Raw genomic sequence first — 18,679 nt, forward strand, 5'->3', positions numbered from 1 at the left:
AAAGGTCAGCCGGGCCGATCGGGAACCTGCCGTGAGCGGTCAGCGAGGGGCCGCTATTCCATTTCCTGCTGGATTACGCGGCCGAGCGCGAACAGCCGCTGGTCGATCGTGGTTGGAACCTCGCAGACGAATCGCACGACCTTGTTGCGGTCCTCGAAAATGCGGGTCTTCCAGATCAGCTCGTTGCCGAGCGCCTCGACCTTGGCCTCGTCACGCGGCGTGGCGCTCTGCAGCGCCTGGAGCTGAATTGTCTCCTCGCGGATCTTGTCGGCGGCCTCGCGCTGCTTGCGGCTGACGCGTTCGAGCCCGGCCATCACCTGGGAGCGCTGAGCGTTGAGCGTGTCGAACAGGCCGGCGAACAGCAATTTTGCGTTCGCGCTCTTGTCGGCAGCGGAGCCGGCCAAAAATTCCTTCACGGACTTCTCGGCCTCGTCGATCGACGTCTTGCGCGCCGATAGTTTTGCGACCAGCGCGGTGATTTTCGTGTCGTTCTTCCACTTGGTCTCGGCGTCGTCGAGCGCAGGACCAGCCCACACCGCGGCGAGCGAGATCTCCGGCACCTTGGCCTGCGTGCAGGGCCAGTTGGGATAGCGCGGATCGGCCGCGCGGGCGGCCGTGCCGGACAGCGCGAGCGCCACAACAGCCATCGCCAGAACCTTCATCCTTCGCCTCCTGCGGGCCCCCGTCGCGCCAGCCCACGCGAGGGATCATAGGCCAGAATTGCGCCGATCATGAAGACGATTGTGCAAGCCGCGACCACCGCGAGCGAGATCCAGTTGATTTGCCCGTAGAGCGCAAAGCGGATCAGCTCGACCGCATGGGTGAACGGATTGGCCTCGCAGAGATAGTACAGATAAGGGCTGCCCTCCTGCACCCGCCAGAGCGGATAGAGCGCCGACGATGCGAAGAACATCGGGAAGATCACGAAATTCATGACGCCTGCGAAGTTTTCCAGCTGCTTGATGCCGGAGGAGATCAGCATGCCGAGCGAGCCCAGCATCAGCCCGGACAGGATCAGCGCCGGCAGCACGGTCAGATAGCCCGACGACGGCGGGGTGATGTCCCAGAACCAGGCGATCAGCAGGAAAGCGTAGACCTGGAGCAGCGACACCGCGGTGCCCGCCAACAGCTTGCAGAACAGCAGGAAGCCGCGCGGCAGCGGGCTCACCAGCAGCGTGCGCATGTTGCCCATCTCGCGGTCGTAGACCATCGAGAGCGAGGACTGCATGCCGTTGAAGAGCTGGATCATCGCCATCAGCCCGGGCGCGATATAGACCTCATAGAGGATGTAGGTCTCGTAGGGCGGGATGATGGAGATGCCGAGCACCTGACGGAAGCCGGCGGCGAAGATGAACAGCCACACCAGGGGCCGCACCAGCGCCGAGACGAAGCGTTCGCGCTGATGCAGGAAGCGCAACCCCTCGCGCCAGACGATGCCGGTAAGGCAGGTGAGGTACTCCTGGACCGAGAAGCCGCGCGGCACCTCGCGCGTGGTGATGCTGCTCATGCGCCGCCTCCCGGCATGGTTTGCGCACCGGTCAGGCGCATGAAGGCGGTGTTGACGTCCTGCGCGCCGGCCTCGGTGACGACGCGGCTCATCGGCCCCTGCGCCAGCACCTTGCCCTGGTGCAGCACCACGAGGTCGTCACTCGGCATGATCTCGTCGAACAGATGCGTGGCCCAGAGCACGCCGATGCCTTGCTCCGTCACGAGCTGGCGGACCTGGCTGATGATGTCGGCGCGCGCCTTGACGTCGAGGCCGACGGTCGGCTCGTCGAGCAACAGCAGCTGCGGCCGGTGCAGCAGGGCACGGGCGATCTCCAGCCGCCGCATCTGGCCACCCGAGAGATCGCGCACCTTGCTGCCGGCGCGGTCAGCGAGCCCGATGCGGCCGAGCAGCTCGGCGCTGCGTGCGGCGGCCTCGCTCCGGCTGATGCCGTGGAGGGCTGCGTGATAGAGCAGGTTCTGCGTCAGCGACAGGTCGAGATCGAGCGTACGTGGCTGGAACACGACGCCGAGCAGCCGCAGCGCCTCGCCGGGGCTCTTGCTGATGTCGTGGCCGAAAATGCCGACCCGGCCGCTCTGGATGCCGAACAGGCGCGTGATCAGCGAGAACAGCGTGCTCTTGCCGGCGCCGTTGAGGCCGAGCAGGGCCGTGAAGCTCGCCGGCTGCACGTTGAAGGAGACGTTGATCAACGCACGCCGCTGCCCATAGGCATGACTGACGCCGTCGATCGACAGCGCCGGCACCGCCGCCGCTTCTAGCTTCGGCGCCTCCTGTGGTTCGGGAATCGGAGCAGGGCTGGTCATGGCGCGATCGTGATGCCCCAGGGCAGTTCGCCCACCTGAATGGTCTTGATCACCTTTTGCGCGGCGACGTCGATGACGGAGACGTCGTTCGAGACGCCATTGGTGGTGAGCAGATATTTCTCGTCGGGGGTGAACGCCATGTGCCAGACGCGCTGACCCACCAGCAGATATTTCGTCACCTTGCGCGAGGCGACGTCGACGACGGCGATGCGGTTGGCGGGACCGAGCGCGACGAAGGCGGTCTTGTCGTCCCTGGTCATGCCGATGCCGACCGGCTGGATCGCCTCTTTCCGCAGACCCGGAATTTCGAATGTGACCTTGCCGATGACCTCGTGCTTCTTCGGGTCGATCACCGAGACGGTGCCGCCGATCTCGGAGGAGACCCACAGTTCGGAAGCGTCGTGCTTGAACTCAGCAAAGCGCGGCCGCGCATCGACCAGCACGTTGGCGACGATCTGGCGCGACGCGGTGTCGATGAAATGCGCCATGTTGGTCGTTTCCGACGTGTTGATCAGCGTCTTGCCGTCGGGGCTGATGGTCATGCCCTCGGGCTCGACGCCGACCTGGATGTCGCCGAGCCGGGCGCGCTTCTCGAGGTCGATCACGGTCACCGTGTTGTCGTTCTCGTTGGCGACATAGAGGATCTTGCCGGCCGCATCCTGGGCGAACAATTCCGGGTCGGGTCCGGACGGCAGGCTGTCCACCACGCTCTGCGTCTTGGCGTCGATCACCTGGATGGTGTCGTCGTCGCCGACCGCGACCATCACGAACTTGCCGTCGCGCGTGAAATCGATGCCGCGCGGGCGCTGGCCGACCTTGATGGTCTTGGTCACCGTCCAGCTGTCGGTGTCGATCACCGTCACCGTATTGCTCTTCTCGTTCGAGACATAGGCAATGAACGCATGCGCGGGCGCCGCCGCCAGCGCCAATCCCGACAAGAGCCCCACACGCCACATGCGCGACATCATCGTTCTCACTTCAGCTTGCATTTGCTCTCCGGACGATCATAGCCGAGCGTATCGAGCTCGGAGACCTGGTGCAGAAAACCTTCCTGCGGCGACACCGACACCACCATGCGGCCGTCGACCAGCAGGATCGGCTGGCGCAATTGCAGATTCCAGTCGCGCAGGGTCAATCGCGTGCCCTTGAAGGCGGCGACCGAGAAATCCGGGCCCTTGATGAAGTCCGTCACCTTCTTGACGTCGCCGGAATTGGTGCGCGAGGTCGCTTCGCCGATCATGCGGACCGCGGTCCAGGCCTGCATGTCGAGCGCGGTCATGCGCCGCGCGTTCAGCTTGACGAAGCGGTTCTGCATCTGGATCGCGCCCCACTGGTCCTGCGATGCGTCCCAGCTGCGCGGCACCAGGCCAGCCGATCCCGCAACGGGGCGGGGATCCCAGGTGCGATAGGGCAAATACGCGCCGAACACCTCGCTCTCGTCGGCGGCGACCAGCACGTCATAAGCAGGGGCTTGCTGGGTGAAGACAGGCATCTGCCGCTGGATCAGCGTGACGCCCGAGTCGGTGCGGCGTGCGCCGCCCTTGTCCTCGAAAGTACGCTCCTGCACGATCTTGGCGCCGAACCGCGTCGCGGTGCGCCTGAGCGCATCGGCGAACAGCTTATCCTCGTCATGCGAGCCGACCACGAGCAGCCAGCGCGACCACTTTTTCCAAACCAGATATTGCCCGAGCGCATCCGCCAGCATGGCGCGCGTCGGCGCGGTGTGGATCACGTTGGCGCGGCAATCGGCCTCGCGTAGCCGCTCGTCGACCGCCCCCGCGTTGAACAGCAGCGTGCCGCGGTCGCGCAAGGCGTCCGAGACTTTCAGCAGCGCATCGGCGGGCAGGTCGGCGATGATGAAGCCGTTCTTCTCCGCGAGCGCGGTCGCGGCCTGGACGACGTCCTCGCCTTCCTTGATGCGGCGCTCTTCCAGCGCGAACCGCTGACCCAGGAATTTGCCGGTGGTATTGTTGTCCTCGATCGCGAGCCGCGCGCCGGCGACGCCGTCATTCTCCGCGGGCTGCTCGACCAGCGACAGTGTGGATCTGGTGCCGGCGATGCCGAGATAGCCGACACCGATCAGGGCAGGCTCCGCCGCGAGCGCGCTCGTCGCAGCAAGACCTAAGCCAATCAGGCCGGCCAACCATCGGATCATGTTTCCTCCAAGCGTTCTCCCCCGCTTGACCGCCGGTAGAGAATTGTCTCTGCTTCAAGCATGACCAATTTGTCAGGGCATGCAACCCCGCATTTCGTCCCCGCGCGCGCGAGGCCTGGAATCACGATCATGCGAGCATTGATGGTGATCGCCGCTTTGCTGTTGACGCCTGCGCTCGCGCACGCCGATCCGCCGAAGCTCGCCGTGTTCGATTTCGAGCTGATCGACACCAGCCTGCCCGGCGAGTTCTACGGCTCCAGGCCCGAAGAGGCGCGGCTCGTGCTCATCAGCGAGCAGCTGCGCAAGGAATTGACGGAGTCCGGCAGGTTCCAGGTGCTCGACATCGCGCCGGTCAGGGACGCCGCCCGTCACGCCAACTTACAGGCCTGCGGTGGCTGCGATCTCAAGCTCGCCGGCGAATTGGGCGCTGACCTCGAGATCACCGGCATGGTGCAGAAGGTCTCGAACCTGATCATCAATCTCAACATCTATTTGCGCGACGTGAAAACCGGCAACATGATCACGGCGGCCAGCGCCGACATGCGCGGCAACACGGATGAAGCCTGGACCCGCACGATGAGCTACCTGATCCGCAACCGGTTGCTGGCGCCGAATTACGGCAAGCGGGAGTAGGGCGCTCTTTACCCTCCAGGAGAGGGTAAGAAATCACCCCTTCAGTTTCTCCGCATGCCAGTGCAGATGATCGCCCATGAAGGTCGAGATGAAGTAATAGCTGTGGTCGTAGCCCGCCTGCCGCCGCAGCGTCAGCGGGATGCCCGCGTTGGTGCAGGCGGCTTCGAGCAGCTCGGGCTTCAGCTGTTCTTTCAAGAAATTGTCGGCTTCGCCGACGTCGACCAGGAAGCCCGAAAACTTCGCGCCGTCCTCGATCAGCGCCACCGTGTCGTGGCCGCGCCAGGCGTCCTTGTTCGGCCCGAGATAGCCGGTGAGCGCCTTGGTGCCCCAGGGCACGAGCGAGGGCGCCACGATCGGTGCGAAGGCGCTCGCGGCGCGATAGCGGTGCGGGTTGCGCAGCGCCACCGTCAGCGCGCCGTGGCCGCCCATCGAATGGCCCATGATCGATTGCCGTTTGGCGTCGACGGGAAAATTTCCCGCGATGAGCTTGGGCAATTCGTCGGTGACGTAGCTCCACATGCGATAGTTGCGCGCGAACGGCTCCTGCGTCGCGTCGACATAGAAGCCGGCCCCGAGGCCGAAATCATAGGCGTTGTTGGCATCGCCCGGCACGTCGGCGCCGCGCGGTGAGGTGTCGGGCGCGACGAAGATCAGGCCGAGCTCGGCGCAGGCCTTGCGGAATTCGCCCTTCTCGGTGACGTTGGCATGGGTGCAGGTGAGCCCGGACAGATACCAGACTACGGGCAGCTTGGCGCCGTCGGCATGCGGGGGAACATAGACCGAGAACACCATGTCGGTTCCGGTCGCCTGGCTGGCATGGCGATACACGCCCTGCACGCCGCCGTAGGATTTGTTGGTCGAGACAGTCTGAATCGTCATGCCTTCACTCCGTGGCATCTCACCACATCAATATTGCAACGCTTGTGTGACCGAATTTGTGGCAGCTGCCCGCGTCAGGCAACACCGCTGTCGATCGCCAGCCGCACCAGCTCGACTGAGGTCTTCACGCCGAGCTTCTGGCGCATGATGGACGAGGTGTTGGCGACCGTCTTGTAGGACGATTGCACCAGCCAGGCGATCTCGGACAGGCTCTTTCCGGCGCTGAGCAGCCGCAGAATCTCCATCTCGCGCGCGTTCAGCTTGGACAGCGGGCTTTGCGCCAGCGTCGGCCCCGCAAAGGCGATGCTGCGCGCGATCGCGCTCGGCAAATACGTGCCGCCGCCGCCGACGGCGCGAATCGCCTCGACGAGGTCATCAGGATCGCCGGTCTTGGACACGTAGCCCTTGGCGCCGCATTCGATCGCGCGCGCGGCAAAGGCCGGGTCGTCGTTCATGCTGAACATGATGATGCGGGCCTCGGGCGCGCGCTCGAGGATGCGGCGCGCGAGCTCGAAGCCGGAGACGGTCGGCAAATTGATGTCGATGATGCAGAGGTCGGGGCGCTCGACGATGAAGACGCATTCGCCGTCCTCGGCGTCGGCGGCCTCCAAAATCTCGATCTCGCCCTCGTCGGCCAGCACGGCACGGCAGCCGGAGGCGACAATGGGATGATCGTCGACGATCAGAATGCGCATAGGCGTTTCCTTGTGACAGCGCCGGCCTGTTTCGCGCCCGGCCGGGATTGCTGTACGCTTCCGATTAGATATCCGCCGCTTCGCCTCTGTCAACGTCATCGGACAGCGGCGGGCGAAGCTTCGCGAGGCACGAGCGACACCAATGTGGCAAAATCTATCCTTGCGCGGGCGCATCAACCTTCTGCTGGCGCTGCTGCTGGCGCTGGGGCTCGCCGTCAATATCGGCCGCCAGGTCGCGGAGGCGGGTCCCCGCGTGCAGGCCGAGGACCAGAGCGTGATCCGGCTCGCACGCGAATTCATCGAGATGATCGTGGCCGATCTCAAGGAGGCGCCCGATCCCGATGCCAGGCTGAACCAGATCGCGCGCGATCTCAGCCGTCTGCGCCATGTCAGCATTACGCTTCGGGACGCCGGCGGCAATGCGCAGACACCGCCCCGGCTTGACGCCGATGCGGACACGCGTGGGCCGCCGGCCTGGTTCGTCAGCCTGGTTCATCCCGAGCAGACCGCGGTGAGCGTGCCGGTCTCGATCCATGGCAAGCTCGGCTCGCTCCTGATCACCTCGCATCCCGATGACGAGATCGCCGAGATCTGGGACGGCATCGTGACCCAGCTCGAGGTCGGTACGGTGATCGCGCTGGCACTGTTTTTCCTGATGATGAGTGTGGTCGGCCGGGCGCTGGCACCGCTCCAGTCGCTGGCGGAGGCAATGGGGAAGCTCGAAGACGGACATTACGAGGCCCGTGTCGCGCCGGGCGGCGCGCCGGAGCTCGCCGCAATCTGCACCAGGCTCAACCACTTGGCCGCAACCCTCGGTGAGGCGGTCGAGGACAAGCGGCGCCTCGCCGAGCGGGCGGTGTCGCTCCAGGACATCGAGCGCAAGGAGATCGCGCGCGAGCTCCACGACGAGTTCGGGCCGTACCTGTTCTCGCTGCGCGCGCATGCCGGCGCGCTGGCGAAGCAGGCGGACGGACGCGTGCCGAGCGCGGAGGCCGTGCGAAAACATGGCAGCGCCATGCTGGAGCAGATCAACGCGCTGCAGCAGTTCAATCGCCGCGTGCTGGAACGTCTCCGCCCCGTCGGTCTTGCCGAGCTCGGGCTGCGCCAGGCGCTCGAATCGCTGTCGCGGCTGTGGCGGGAATCGCATCCCGATGTCGCGATCGAGACCGTGATCTCGCCGTCGCTCGGGGTCACCGGCGAGACCGCCGATCTCACCATCTACCGCATCGTGCAGGAGGCGCTCACCAACGTGTTCCGCCACGCCGGCGCGACCTCGGTCAATGTCGTCATCGAGCCGGCGGAGCAGATGGCCCAAGACGGCCGCTTCTGCGCCCGGGTGCGGGTCAGCGACAATGGCCGCGGCATGGAGCCGGGCCAGAAGCTCGGCTTCGGCCTCGTCGGCATGCGTGAGCGGATTCTGGCGCTGGGCGGCACGCTCAACGTCGTCTCCGGCGATGGCGGATTGACCGTGGAGGCGCTGGTTCCAACCGCGGCCGCCTGATCGCTCCCGAAGTGATCGGGAAAAATTCCCGATTTGGTCGGGAAAACGAGTGCGGATAACGCCCGATCTTTTGTGGCTGGCGCGCGACCGGCCGCCGATTACACTTCGTCTCAACCAATCGGCGAAAATCAAAACAGCCGGTGGTCACGGATGGGAAGGCGGGGATGGGCAAGGTTCTTTCGTTCAAGCGTCGTTTGTTGATGGCCTCGGTGTCGGCCGGTCTGGCGTCCGGGGTGCTGTTCGCGGGCCCCGCCGGGGCCGCGCAAGACGAGGAGACCAACGTCCAGAATCTGCCGCCGGTCGAAGTGGCGGCACCGCCGCAGTCGGTAGCGAGGCGTACCGCGCCAACGCGACCGGTCGCGCGCATCGGGGCAGCGTCGTCCGCCGCCCCGAAGACACGGCTTTATGTCTACCCGACCTCGCCGGGCACCGGCAGAGGTCTCGATGTCGACAAGGTCCCGTCGGCGATCAACGCCGTCGATGTCAGCCAGATCAAGCGCACCGGCTCGCTGAACGTCACCGACGCGCTGCGCGACAACATCGCCGGCGTCAACATCACCGAGGTCACCGGCAATCCGTTCCAGCCGGATGTCGAATTCCGCGGCTTTGTCGCTTCGCCCGTGACCGGCACGCCGCAAGGCCTTGCGGTGTATCAGAACGGCGTCCGCATCAACGAAGCCTTCTCGGATGCCGTCAATTGGGACCTGATCCCGACCGCTGCGATCAGGTCGGTGACGCTGGTCACCAACAATCCCGCTTTCGGCCTTAACGCGCTCGGCGGCGCCATCAATCTGCAAATGAAGGACGGCTTCACCTATCAGGGCGCCGAGATCGACGTGATGGGCGGCTCGTTCGGCCGCGTCCAGGGCTCGGCGCAATGGGGCAAGCAGGTCGACAAGAACTTCGGCGTCTATGCCGCGCTCGAAGGCCTGCGCGACAACGGTTTCCGCAATTTCTCGCAATCGACCGTGCGGCGCTTCTACGGCGATGTCGGCTACAAGGCCGGCGACAGCGAATTCCACGCCAATATGGGCGTCGCCAAGAACGATTTCGGCGCCAGCGCCACCGTTCCGGCCGAGCTGCTCGACAAATATTGGGGCGCGACCTACACCACGCCGCAGACCACGTCCAACCGCGTCGGCTATCTCAACCTGACCGGAAAGGCCGATGCGACGCCGACCTGGACGCTCGAAGGCACCGCTCGTTTGCGCCGGTACGAGCAGAAGATCGTCGACGGCAATCCGACCGACGTGCAGGAGTGCGCCGCTTTGGGGCTGCTGTGCTTCGGCGACGATACGACGGCGGCCAACGGGACCAACGGCGCGCAGCTTGCCAATCCGTATCCGCTCGGAACCATCCTCGGCGAGATCGACCGGGGCTCCATCCGCTCGACCACCTTCGGCGTGTCGGGGCAGGCCACCAACACCGATCAGCTGTTCGGCCACGACAACCGCTTCGTGGTGGGCACGAGCTATGATGCCAGCGTCACGCGCTATACCGCCACCGCCGAAATCGGCTCGATGGGCGAGAACTACGTCGTCAGCGGCAGCGGCCTCTTCCTGGGGCCGACGGGCTCACCAGCCACCGTTGCCGGCCCCGTCTCGCTGCGGACCGTCAACCAGTATAATGGCCTCTACGCGATGGACACCTTCAACGTCACGGAGGCCTTCGCGATTACCGGTGGCGGCCGCTTCAACGTGGCGCGCATCACGCTGGAGGATCAGCTCGGCACCGATCTCAACGGCGACCACACCTTCACCCGCTTCAATCCGGTGATCGGCGGCACCTACAAGATCACGCCGGAGCTGACTGCCTATGCCGGCTATTCCGAGGCCAACCGCGTGCCGACGCCGCTCGAGCTCGGTTGCGCCGATCCGGCCCGGCCCTGCCTCATCGCGGCGTTTCTGGTGTCGGACCCGCCGTTGAAGCAGGTCGTGTCCAAGACCATCGAGGCCGGCTTTCGCGGCACGAGGGAGCTGAACATCGGCACGCTCGGCTGGAAGGTCGGAGGCTTCCGCGCCACCAATTACGACGACATCGTCGCCGTTCCCGCGGTCGGACGCACCGGCTTCGGCTATTTCTCCAATGTCGGCCGTACCAGGCGCCAGGGACTCGAGGCCGAGGTCAACATCAAGTCGCCGACGCTTCAGTTCCAGGCCAGCTACGCGTTCGTGGACGCACGCTACCTCGATGCTTTCGAGCTGGGCTCCGAAAGCCCGTTCAGGGATCCCGTGACCGAGACCATCCAGGTTTCGCCAGGCAACCAGCTTCCCGCGATCCCGCGTCACCGCGTCAAGGTCGGCATCGACTACGCCGTGACCGACGTCTGGAAGGTCGGCGGCAACGCACTGTTCGTGTCCAGCCAGTATTTCGTTGGCGACGAGTCCAACCAATATTCCAAGTTGCCATCCTACACGGTATTCAACCTCCACACCTCCTACCAGGTGGCGAAGAACATCCAGCTCTACGGCCGGGTCGACAACGTCTTCGACAGGCGCTACGCCACCTACGGACAGTTCTTCGACCGCGAGGCCTTGCCCAACTTCACCAACGGCGGCAACGACTTCACCGACCCGCGCTCGCTGAGCCCGGCAAGGCCGCGCGCGTTCTACGCGGGGATGCGGGTGACGTTCTAGGCGCGAAGGCGCAGCCGGCTGCGCCGGGGCAGAGAGTTCCCCACCGCCTCGGGCGGACGGCTTGCGTAAAATGTCCTGCCTCCGGCATCATGCGCCCGGAGGTTCGCTTTGCCGTGTCGTTGAAAAATCCGGATGCCGTCGCCGCTATCGTTACAGCGCTCCGACATGTTTACGGCGATGAGGTCGCCCGCCTCATGCTCGTCGAGGGCATGAGCCTGGCCGACCTGATCGATGCGATGTTTTCTGCGCCATTGACGCATCGCGAGGCCGTTCGAGATATCACCGACGGGCTTGACGATTTTGTCATTTCACCAGACCTGGGTCTCATGTGGCACCTCAGGTACATCTACGCAGACGAGCCCGGCTCCCTGCACGTCGTGGACATGGAAATCGCCACGCCGAATGGCACGCTGGCAAGCAGAGACGTCTGGCTTCGTCTGGTCTCTTAAAGGCGAGCCGTTTTCTCTGCCAATCCTTCGGCTTGGGAAGCGCCGACAGCTTGCGGGACACCCTGCGACTGACAAACCGGGAGTTGGCGCGAACCGGATCTAGTCCCGGCTCAGCCGTTCTCTCAGGAATTCGATGAAGCGTTGCGTCTTGGCGGGGAGCAGCCGGGTTTCGGTGACCGCGTAGATGGTCATCGGCAAGCCCTGCCATTGCGGCATGATACGGCGTAGTCGGCCGGCTGCGACTTCATCGGCGACGATCTCTTGCGGCATGAACGTGATGCCCATGTCGAGCGTCGCCAGGCGGCGGAGCATGCCGATGCTGTTGAGGTGGAAACGGCCGCTGACGCCGGCTTCGACCGTTTGCGTTCCGTTGTGCAGCGTCCAGCTGCCCACCCTGGTCTGGCAGAGGCATTGATGATGCGCGAGGTCCGCCGGTTCGTCCGGCTCGCCGTTCTCCTCGAGATAGCGCGGCGAGGCGTAGAGATGGCCGTGCAGGCGAGCGAGCGGCCGCGCGATCATATGGGAGGCCTCGGATTCTCCGACGCGGATCGCCAGGTCGTAGGGTTCGGAGACCAGATCGACGCGCCGCGGCGTCAGGTCGAACTCGAAATCGATGCCGGGATATTGCCGCGCGAATTCGGTGATCAACGGCGCCAGATAGGTGTTAGCGAAATCCACCGGCAGTGAGACGCGCAGCAGTCCGCTCGGCCGCGCCAGCATCTCGCCGAGTTGCTCGTGCGCCAGGCGCGCTTCGTCGACGATGCGCTTGCAGCGCTCGAAATAGAGCTGGCCGGCTTCGGTCAATTCGATCCTGCGCGTCGTCCGGTTCAGCAGGCGAAGCCCGATTTCCTTCTCCAGGAGACCGATCCGTCGCGACAGGGTGGAGTTGGGCATGTCGAGGACCGCTGCGGCGCCCCGGAAGCTCCTGGCCTTCACGACCTCGACGAAGAGCGCCATGTCGTTCAACAGCTCCATCGAATTATCCCATATATGGATCAATCTGTTCCATTATACGGCATTTATTCCATTATCTGGAAGCTCCATCTCCCTTCTCTGCATCATCGAGAAGGAACTCGCCGTGAATTCGCTCTTCAGTCCCGTCCGCGTCGGCGGACTTGAACTTCCGAACCGCCTGGTCATGGCGCCCATGACGCGCTCCCGCGCCGATGCCAGCGGCGTTCCCGGCGGCCTCGCCGCCGAATATTACGCGCAGCGCGCCAGCGTCGGCCTGATCGTCACCGAGGGCACCCAGCCGTCCGATGACGGGCAGGGCTACATGACCACGCCGGGCATCTACACGCCCGCGCATGTCGCCGGTTGGCGCAAGGTCACCGACGCCGTGCACGCCAAGGGGGGCCATATCTTCATCCAGCTCATGCATGCCGGACGCATGTCGCATCCCGACAACACGCCGCATCACCGGCAGGGCGTGGCCCCGTCCGCGATCGCGCCCGATACGCCGATGTTCACGCCGAAGGGCATGCAGGATATCCCGCAGCCGCGGTCGCTCGCGATCGACGAAGTGCGCCGGACCGTCGGCGACTTCCGCGATGCCGCGCGTCACGCCATCGCGGCGGGCGCGGACGGCGTCGAGATCCATGGCGCGAACGGCTATCTGGTCCAGCAGTTCATTGCGCCGAGCGCGAACACCCGGACCGACGCCTATGGCGGCTCGATCGAAAATCGTGCGCGTTTCGCCGTCGAGGTTGCGGCCGCCATCGCCGCGGAGATCGGCGCGGGCAAGACCGCGATCCGCCTGTCTCCGGGCATCACGATGTGGGGCATCGACGAAGGTGCCGAAGGACCGGACCTCTATCGCCATCTGGTCGCTGAGCTCGACAAGCTTTCGCTCGCCTACCTTCACATCATGCACCAGGGCGACGATCACCTGCTCGCCGACCTCCGCAGACTGTGGCGCGGCAAGCTGATCGTGAACAGGCCGGGCCGTCCGCGCGATCGTATCGGTTCCGACGTCGCCGCGGGACTGGCCGATCTGGAAGCATACGGCCAGATGATCCTGGCGAATCCCGATTTTCTGACGCGCCTGAAATCCGGTGCGCCGCTGAACGAGGCCGACCGCAGGACTTTCTTCGGCGGTGATGCAAGCGGGTACACCGACTATCCCGCATGGGACGCGGCTGCCGCCGTCTGAGGACTGGCGGTCATCACATTCATCGGCTCTGCGCTGCGACTGCGGCGCAGAGCGCTCATTTTCATTCAATGCTTGCGGAAGGCACCTGAAGTGAAACGCGTGGAATTGGACAAGAGCCTGAACGTGACTCTACCGTCGCTCGAAAGCCTCCGGGTCGATGGACTGAATGTCGCGGTGATCGGCGGCACCGGCGGGATCGGTCGGGCATTCAGCCGTCAACTCGCAGCCAGGGGCGCGAATGTCCTGGTCGTCGGCCAGACCTTCCGCGACCAGGACATGCCGCGCATCACGTTCATGAAGGCAGATCTGAGCTCGATGCGGGATGCGCGCCGCATCGGCAGCGCGCTGCCCGCCGGCAAGATGGACATCATCGTCTTCACGACCGGCATCATGGCAGGCCCCAAACGCGAGGTGACGGGCGAAGGCATCGAGCGCGACCTTGCCGTCAGCTATCTGAGCCGCCGCGTCATCCTCAACGAGATTGCTCCGCGACTTGGCAAGGACCGCGCCCGGGCCGACCTGAGGCCCCGCATGTTCGTCATGGGATTTCCGGGGACGGAGCAGAGGGCGAATGTCGACGACCTGAACTCGGAACGAAGCTACAAACGGTTCGCCGCACATTCGAACACCGTGGCCGGAAACGAAGTGCTCGTCATCGAGGCGGCCAGCCGTTTTCCCGGCGTCGACGTGTTCGGCCTCAACCCCGGTTTCGTCAAGACCAACATCCGCGCCAATCTGCTCGGGTCGCGCGCGCTGTTCGCCGTCGTGGAATGGCTGACCAGCTTCATGATGGTCGAGCCGGATGGCTACGCCGAGCGGTTGGTTCCGCTCCTGGTGTCGCGCGATCTCGACGACCGCAGCGGTGCGATGTTCAATAGCAAGGCGGAGGCGATCCTGGCGAGCCCGTCGTCCACGGAGCCGTCCTATGCGGCCGCGCTGATGGGGGCCTCCGACAGACTCGTCAGTCGCGCGCTGGAAGGTCGAGCGGGGAAGGGTACATGACCGGGCTTTCTCTCCAGGCCTGCGCGGACAGACCGCCCGATGGTCCTTTACCGTTCAGAAACCATGGCAAATGATCCTAAAATTTTAACGAAACTGCTCGGCTGTCTGCGCGTCGATTCGCTGGAGGGCCCGTCTGATGACAGAGCACCAGTTGAGAGAGCAGGAATGCCAGATCGCGCGCTATCGGCGCTTGGAACGGGAGGTGACAGATCCACTTGCCGCGTGCCTGCTTCACGGCATCGTCGAGGAGCTTGAAGCCGAGCTGCGCAAGGAAAGGCCGGATTGGCACGGGCCGCGTGATTAACGGTTTCTTAGTGCTATCATGCGGATTGTTGTGCGGGAATGCCAGGGAGACTGCTCCCATGCTGAAGGACGGGACATATGCGGCGTGGTACAAGACGCCGCTCGACCAGGGGACCGGGATCGTCCATGTCGCAGACGGACAGATCTGGGGCCGCGACAGCCTGATGACGTATCATGGCTCGTGCCGGGTCGATGGAGATCGCTTCACCGCCACCGTATCAACGAAGCGTCATACCGACGGACGTGCAACGGTCTTCGGCGTGGAAGACGAGCTCACCCTGGATATCGAGGGAAACTGTCCCGGCAAGATCGCGACTTACACCGCGACGGCACAACAAGTGCCGGGAATGATCCTCAAGGGCACGCTCATTCTGACCGAACAGCAGCCGCAGGCAAGTGAGCGAACCGAGCAGTTCCCGGCATTCAATCCCGACAAGCTGCCAAAGCTGCCGAAGCGCTCGCGCTGAAAATTTCGTATCGCGATGCGTGACGTCAGGGGCCAGCTGACCGGCTGCTCCAGCGAGGCGAGGGACATCATTTGTCCTCCGGCCAGCCCCGGGCGAGGATCGCGGCTTGTTGCAGGGTGATGCTTCGGACCAGGGGATCCGCATGACGGTGCACGAGTTGCCAATCCGTGCCATCCTTGCGGTAGACCTCGGTTACGCGCAACGACCAGTCTTGGGCCGGTAATCCGCCCACTTCGGCCCGCTGGTGTTCGATCATTGCGAGAACGACGAGCGCGTCCGATGCATAGGTTTGCAAGACCTCGAGCTCGGTTTCGCCTTCCCTGAAGTATCGCGATAGGTCGGCCAGGCGCTTGGGGCTCGCGTCGAATCCGCGACTGGCAGGCCCGCCGAAGGGCTGCATCAACGTGAAATCCGGCGCGATGCGGACGAGCTCGAGCCAGCGATCCATGTCGCCACGCATGAACGCGGCATTTTTCGCGCGGGCACGTTCGATGAGGCTGGCTGTCGCGTCGTTTGCGACGGCCTCATCAGCTGAAAGCTGAACGGACAGCGGAATTGCCGCCGTGGCGGCCATCATCGAGCGCCGCGACATCTTCTCCTGCCGGTCTGGCCAATTGTTCACACCGGGCGGTCTCTTGGTCATTTCACGTCTCCTGATCGAACGACGAATGACCCCATCCATGAGACCTTGATCTTGATGAATCCAGCGATATGATTTCAGCAATATGCTGAACCAAATTGATCTATCCAGGATCGACCTAAATCTCCTCGTGCTCTTCCGCGTGGTTCTGGAAGAACGTCATGTCGCGCGTGCTGCAGCCCGGCTGAGCCTGACGCCGTCGGCTGTCAGCCATGCGCTTGGCCGGCTCCGTCTCTTGCTGAACGATCCGCTGTTTCTGCGGACGCCGAAGGGCGTCGTTCCAACGGCGCGGGCCTTGGAGCTCGAGGAGCCCGTGACCGAGATCATCGCGCGCATCGAACAGCTGATCGGCTCGGCTGCACCGTTCGACCCCGCGAAGAGCCGCCGCCGGTTCACGATTGGCGCCCCCGATGCCGTACTGGTCTCGACATCCGTTCAGCTCCTGCGATCGATCGCGACTGCGGCCCCCCATATCGACCTCGCCCTGATCCACCTGATGCCTGCGCCGCGCGGCGGCGCGATCGGGGAGCCCTGGCACCAAAGCCTCGATATGCTCGAAAGACGCGAGCTCGATGTCGCAATGCTGCCGCTGCCAACGGTATCGCCGCGATTCGAGGCGCGCAGGCTCTACGACGAGGATTTCGTGCTGGCCATGCGCAAGGGACATCCCCTCGCAAAAGCGCCAACCCGTGCTGCATTCTCGCAGTCACAGCACCTGCTGGTATCTCTCAGTGGTGAAGCGCGCGGTTTCGTCGATCAGATGTTGGCAAAGCGCGGCCTCGAGCGCCGCATCGCCTTGACCGTCCCGAATTTCATGATGGCGCTCGTCCAGCTTTCAGGATCTGATCTGATCGCAGCATTGCCGCGCCGATTGGTGGAGCACCACGCCGGCCGTTTCGGCTTGGTGTTCGTCGAGCTGCCTTTTGCGCGTAAACCGGATGCGATCCGCGCGATCGCAACCAAGGCGGCGATGAGAGACGCCGGCATCGCGTGGCTCATGCAGGTCGTGGTCAGCGCAATCGGAGCAGGTCGGCCCTAAAGCTGCCCCTCTGAAGCCGAAAACTATTCATCCGACGCCGAAAAGTGACGGCATTGTGCCTGCCGCACCGTCTACGTTTGCTGGATCTGGGTCCTCCCAGACGCGCTTCTCAAATGGCCTCGAACTGTTCATTGTGCCGAGCCGAAAACCAAGAGAAGCGGAGCAGCATCAATGTCGGACAAGGTCTCGCGTCGCCGGTTCGCGAAGCTCGCGGGGTTGTCCGCAGCCGGGGTGACAAATCCGCTTGATCTCGTCGAGGCCAGGCCGGCATCGCCGCCGCGCAATGTCAGCGGCTTTCCGCAAAACTTCGTCTGGGGCACGGCGACCTCGTCCTATCAGGTCGAGGGTGCGGTCAACGAGGACGGGCGAGGGGCCTCGATCTGGGACAAGTTCGTGCGCATCCCCGGCAAGATCGAGGACGGCACCAATGGCGATCGGGCCAATGAGCATTATCACCGCTACAAGGGGGATATCGCGCTCATCAAGGCGCTCGGCTGCAAGGCCTACCGCTTCTCGGTGGCCTGGCCGCGGCTGTTTCCGGACGGCGACGGCAAGCCCAATCCGAAGGGGCTCGACTTCTACAATCGTCTCGTCGACGAGCTGTTGAAGAACGGCATCGAGCCGTGGCTGACGCTGTATCACTGGGATCTTCCGCAATCGCTGCAGGATCGCTTCGGCGGCTGGCGTTCGACGGAAACCTGCAAGATCTTCGGCGACTACGCCGCCTATGTTGCCGAGCATCTGACCGACCGTGTCAAAAACGTGTTCACGCTGAACGAGAGCGGCCGCTTCGTCTATTTCGGCTACGGCATCGGCATCGACGCGCCGGGCGTGACGCTGCCGCAAGCCGAGGTCAACCAGATCAGGCACAACAGCGCGCTCGCGCACGGGCTCGCGGTGCAGGCGGTGCGCGCCCATGGCCGCCGCGGCACCAGAGTGGGGCCGGCCGAGAACATCGATGCCTGCGCGCCCGCGATCGACACGCCGGAGAACGTTCGTGCCGCGGGAATCGCGCTGCGCGAGATGAACGCCGGCTATCTCAACGTCATCATGACAGGCCGCTACACCGACGCCTTCCTGAAATTCGCCGGGCCCAACGCACCGAAATTCACCGATGCGGAGCTCAAGATCATCTCCTCGCCGGTCGATTTCCTCGGCCTCAACATCTACGCGCCGCAGAATTATGTGGTGGCCTCCGACCAGGGCGCGGGCTTCATGCCGCTGCCGATCCCGAAATCGTTCCCGCACATGAACTCGGACTGGCTGCGGGTCGGGCCGGAGACGCTCTATTGGGTGCCGAAGCTGGCGGCAAAGATCTGGAAGACGGATGCGATCTACATCAGCGAGAACGGCGCCTCCGGCGACGACGTCGTCACGCCCGACGGCAAGATCTACGACACCGACCGCATCATGTACCTGCGCAACTATCTCGCCCAGCTCCAGCGCGCGACCGCCGAGGGCGTGCCGGTGCGCGGCTATTTCCTCTGGAGCCTGATGGACAATTTCGAGTGGGTGTACGGCCTCCACAAGCGCTTCGGGCTGTACCACGTCAATTTCGACACCCAGGTCCGCACGCCGAAACTCAGCGCCAGCTTCTACCGCAACGTGATCGCGAACAACGCGGCGGGGGCGTAGCTCATCTTCCTCTCCCCGTCCTTACGGGGGCGCGACGAGCTTCGCTCGCGCTGAGAGGGCAGGGTGAGGGCTCTATCCGCGAGTCCATCCGCCATCGTCCTTGTTGAAGCCCCCCTCACCCGAATTTTCCGCTGCGCGTAAAATCCGGTCTCTCCCCGCACGCGGGGAGAGACGAAGGAATGC

Annotated in this window: 19 protein-coding genes; 10 read left to right on the forward strand and 9 right to left on the reverse strand. The window is 64.4% G+C overall.

The features are described 5' to 3' along the window. Window positions 1-53: 53 nt before the first annotated feature. Genes AABA84_RS10760 through AABA84_RS10780 form a run of 5 tightly spaced genes read right to left on the reverse strand, consistent with a single transcriptional unit; the run spans window position 54 to window position 4,465 of the window. Window positions 54-662 carry a hypothetical protein gene (locus AABA84_RS10760; RefSeq protein ID WP_212250366.1) on the reverse strand — a complete coding sequence of 203 codons (609 nt, stop codon included), beginning with the start codon at window positions 660-662 and terminating at the stop codon, window positions 54-56. Continuing rightward, window positions 659-1,507: an ABC transporter permease gene (locus AABA84_RS10765; protein WP_028142688.1), complete on the reverse strand. Its 849-nt coding sequence runs from the start codon at window positions 1,505-1,507 to the stop codon at window positions 659-661. The genes AABA84_RS10760 and AABA84_RS10765 overlap by 4 nt, the downstream gene beginning before the upstream one ends. Next, window positions 1,504-2,310: an ABC transporter ATP-binding protein gene (locus tag AABA84_RS10770; protein WP_338312029.1), complete on the reverse strand. Its 807-nt coding sequence runs from the start codon at window positions 2,308-2,310 to the stop codon at window positions 1,504-1,506. Before AABA84_RS10770 ends, AABA84_RS10765 begins: the two co-directional genes overlap by 4 nt. Continuing rightward, the gene (locus AABA84_RS10775) at window positions 2,307-3,275 is read right to left on the reverse strand and encodes a YVTN family beta-propeller repeat protein (RefSeq protein ID WP_338312194.1); all 969 of its coding nucleotides are present in this window, start codon (window positions 3,273-3,275) and stop codon (window positions 2,307-2,309) included. The genes AABA84_RS10770 and AABA84_RS10775 overlap by 4 nt, the downstream gene beginning before the upstream one ends. Before the next feature lie 8 nt (window positions 3,276-3,283). After that, window positions 3,284-4,465, reverse strand: a complete 1,182-nt coding sequence (locus AABA84_RS10780; RefSeq protein WP_338312030.1) for an ABC transporter substrate-binding protein — start codon at window positions 4,463-4,465, stop codon at window positions 3,284-3,286. 129 nt (window positions 4,466-4,594) lie between these two features. On the opposite strand from AABA84_RS10780, the gene AABA84_RS10785 reads away from it, so the two are divergent. After that, entirely contained in the window at window positions 4,595-5,098 is a 504-nt protein-coding gene (locus AABA84_RS10785) for a DUF3280 domain-containing protein (protein ID WP_338312031.1), read from the forward strand. 33 nt (window positions 5,099-5,131) lie between these two features. Here AABA84_RS10785 and fghA read toward each other — a convergent pair whose 3' ends face one another. Next, the gene (gene fghA, locus AABA84_RS10790; protein WP_338312032.1) at window positions 5,132-5,977 is read right to left on the reverse strand and encodes an S-formylglutathione hydrolase; all 846 of its coding nucleotides are present in this window, start codon (window positions 5,975-5,977) and stop codon (window positions 5,132-5,134) included. A 74-nt stretch (window positions 5,978-6,051) separates the two neighbouring features. Further along, the gene (locus tag AABA84_RS10795; protein ID WP_018320706.1) at window positions 6,052-6,672 is read right to left on the reverse strand and encodes a response regulator; all 621 of its coding nucleotides are present in this window, start codon (window positions 6,670-6,672) and stop codon (window positions 6,052-6,054) included. Between the two features lie 142 nt (window positions 6,673-6,814). On the opposite strand from AABA84_RS10795, the gene AABA84_RS10800 reads away from it, so the two are divergent. From AABA84_RS10800 to AABA84_RS10810, 3 genes are all read left to right on the forward strand, one after another. After that, a complete protein-coding gene (locus tag AABA84_RS10800) occupies window positions 6,815-8,173 on the forward strand; it encodes a histidine kinase (RefSeq protein ID WP_212250361.1) in 1,359 nt (452 codons plus the stop codon). A gap of 164 nt (window positions 8,174-8,337) precedes the next feature. Next, window positions 8,338-10,809, forward strand: a complete 2,472-nt coding sequence (locus AABA84_RS10805) for a TonB-dependent receptor (protein ID WP_338312033.1) — start codon at window positions 8,338-8,340, stop codon at window positions 10,807-10,809. Window positions 10,810-10,898: 89 nt separating this feature from the next. Continuing rightward, entirely contained in the window at window positions 10,899-11,258 is a 360-nt protein-coding gene (locus AABA84_RS10810; RefSeq protein ID WP_212250357.1) for a hypothetical protein, read from the forward strand. Window positions 11,259-11,357: 99 nt separating this feature from the next. Here the strand turns inward: AABA84_RS10810 and AABA84_RS10815 are convergent, their stop codons facing one another. After that, window positions 11,358-12,233, reverse strand: coding sequence for a LysR family transcriptional regulator (locus tag AABA84_RS10815; protein WP_212250355.1), 876 nt, complete (start codon window positions 12,231-12,233; stop codon window positions 11,358-11,360). Between the two features lie 163 nt (window positions 12,234-12,396). On the opposite strand from AABA84_RS10815, the gene AABA84_RS10820 reads away from it, so the two are divergent. The 4 genes from AABA84_RS10820 (at window position 12,397) to AABA84_RS10835 (ending at window position 15,182) form a co-directional block, all read left to right on the forward strand. Beyond that, window positions 12,397-13,410: an alkene reductase gene (locus AABA84_RS10820; RefSeq protein ID WP_246550623.1), complete on the forward strand. Its 1,014-nt coding sequence runs from the start codon at window positions 12,397-12,399 to the stop codon at window positions 13,408-13,410. Between the two features lie 123 nt (window positions 13,411-13,533). Then, complete coding sequence (locus tag AABA84_RS10825; protein WP_338312034.1) at window positions 13,534-14,412, forward strand: SDR family NAD(P)-dependent oxidoreductase; 879 nt, start codon at window positions 13,534-13,536, stop codon at window positions 14,410-14,412. Window positions 14,413-14,548: 136 nt separating this feature from the next. Continuing rightward, the gene (locus AABA84_RS10830) at window positions 14,549-14,716 is read left to right on the forward strand and encodes a hypothetical protein (protein ID WP_162832255.1); all 168 of its coding nucleotides are present in this window, start codon (window positions 14,549-14,551) and stop codon (window positions 14,714-14,716) included. 58 nt (window positions 14,717-14,774) lie between these two features. Continuing rightward, a complete protein-coding gene (locus tag AABA84_RS10835) occupies window positions 14,775-15,182 on the forward strand; it encodes a hypothetical protein (protein WP_212250348.1) in 408 nt (135 codons plus the stop codon). Between the two features lie 67 nt (window positions 15,183-15,249). Here AABA84_RS10835 and AABA84_RS10840 read toward each other — a convergent pair whose 3' ends face one another. Beyond that, a complete protein-coding gene (locus tag AABA84_RS10840) occupies window positions 15,250-15,825 on the reverse strand; it encodes a YybH family protein (protein WP_338312035.1) in 576 nt (191 codons plus the stop codon). 82 nt (window positions 15,826-15,907) lie between these two features. Here AABA84_RS10840 and AABA84_RS10845 point away from each other — a divergent pair, with 82 nt between their 5' ends. After that, a complete protein-coding gene (locus tag AABA84_RS10845) occupies window positions 15,908-16,861 on the forward strand; it encodes a LysR family transcriptional regulator (RefSeq protein WP_338312036.1) in 954 nt (317 codons plus the stop codon). A gap of 171 nt (window positions 16,862-17,032) precedes the next feature. Beyond that, on the forward strand, window positions 17,033-18,496 hold the full coding sequence (locus AABA84_RS10850; RefSeq protein WP_338312037.1) for a GH1 family beta-glucosidase: 1,464 nt from the start codon (window positions 17,033-17,035) through the stop codon (window positions 18,494-18,496). Window positions 18,497-18,679: the final 183 nt, after the last annotated feature.

The organism is Bradyrhizobium sp. TM239, assembly GCF_036247985.1.
Lineage (GTDB): Bacteria > Pseudomonadota > Alphaproteobacteria > Rhizobiales > Xanthobacteraceae > Bradyrhizobium > Bradyrhizobium ottawaense.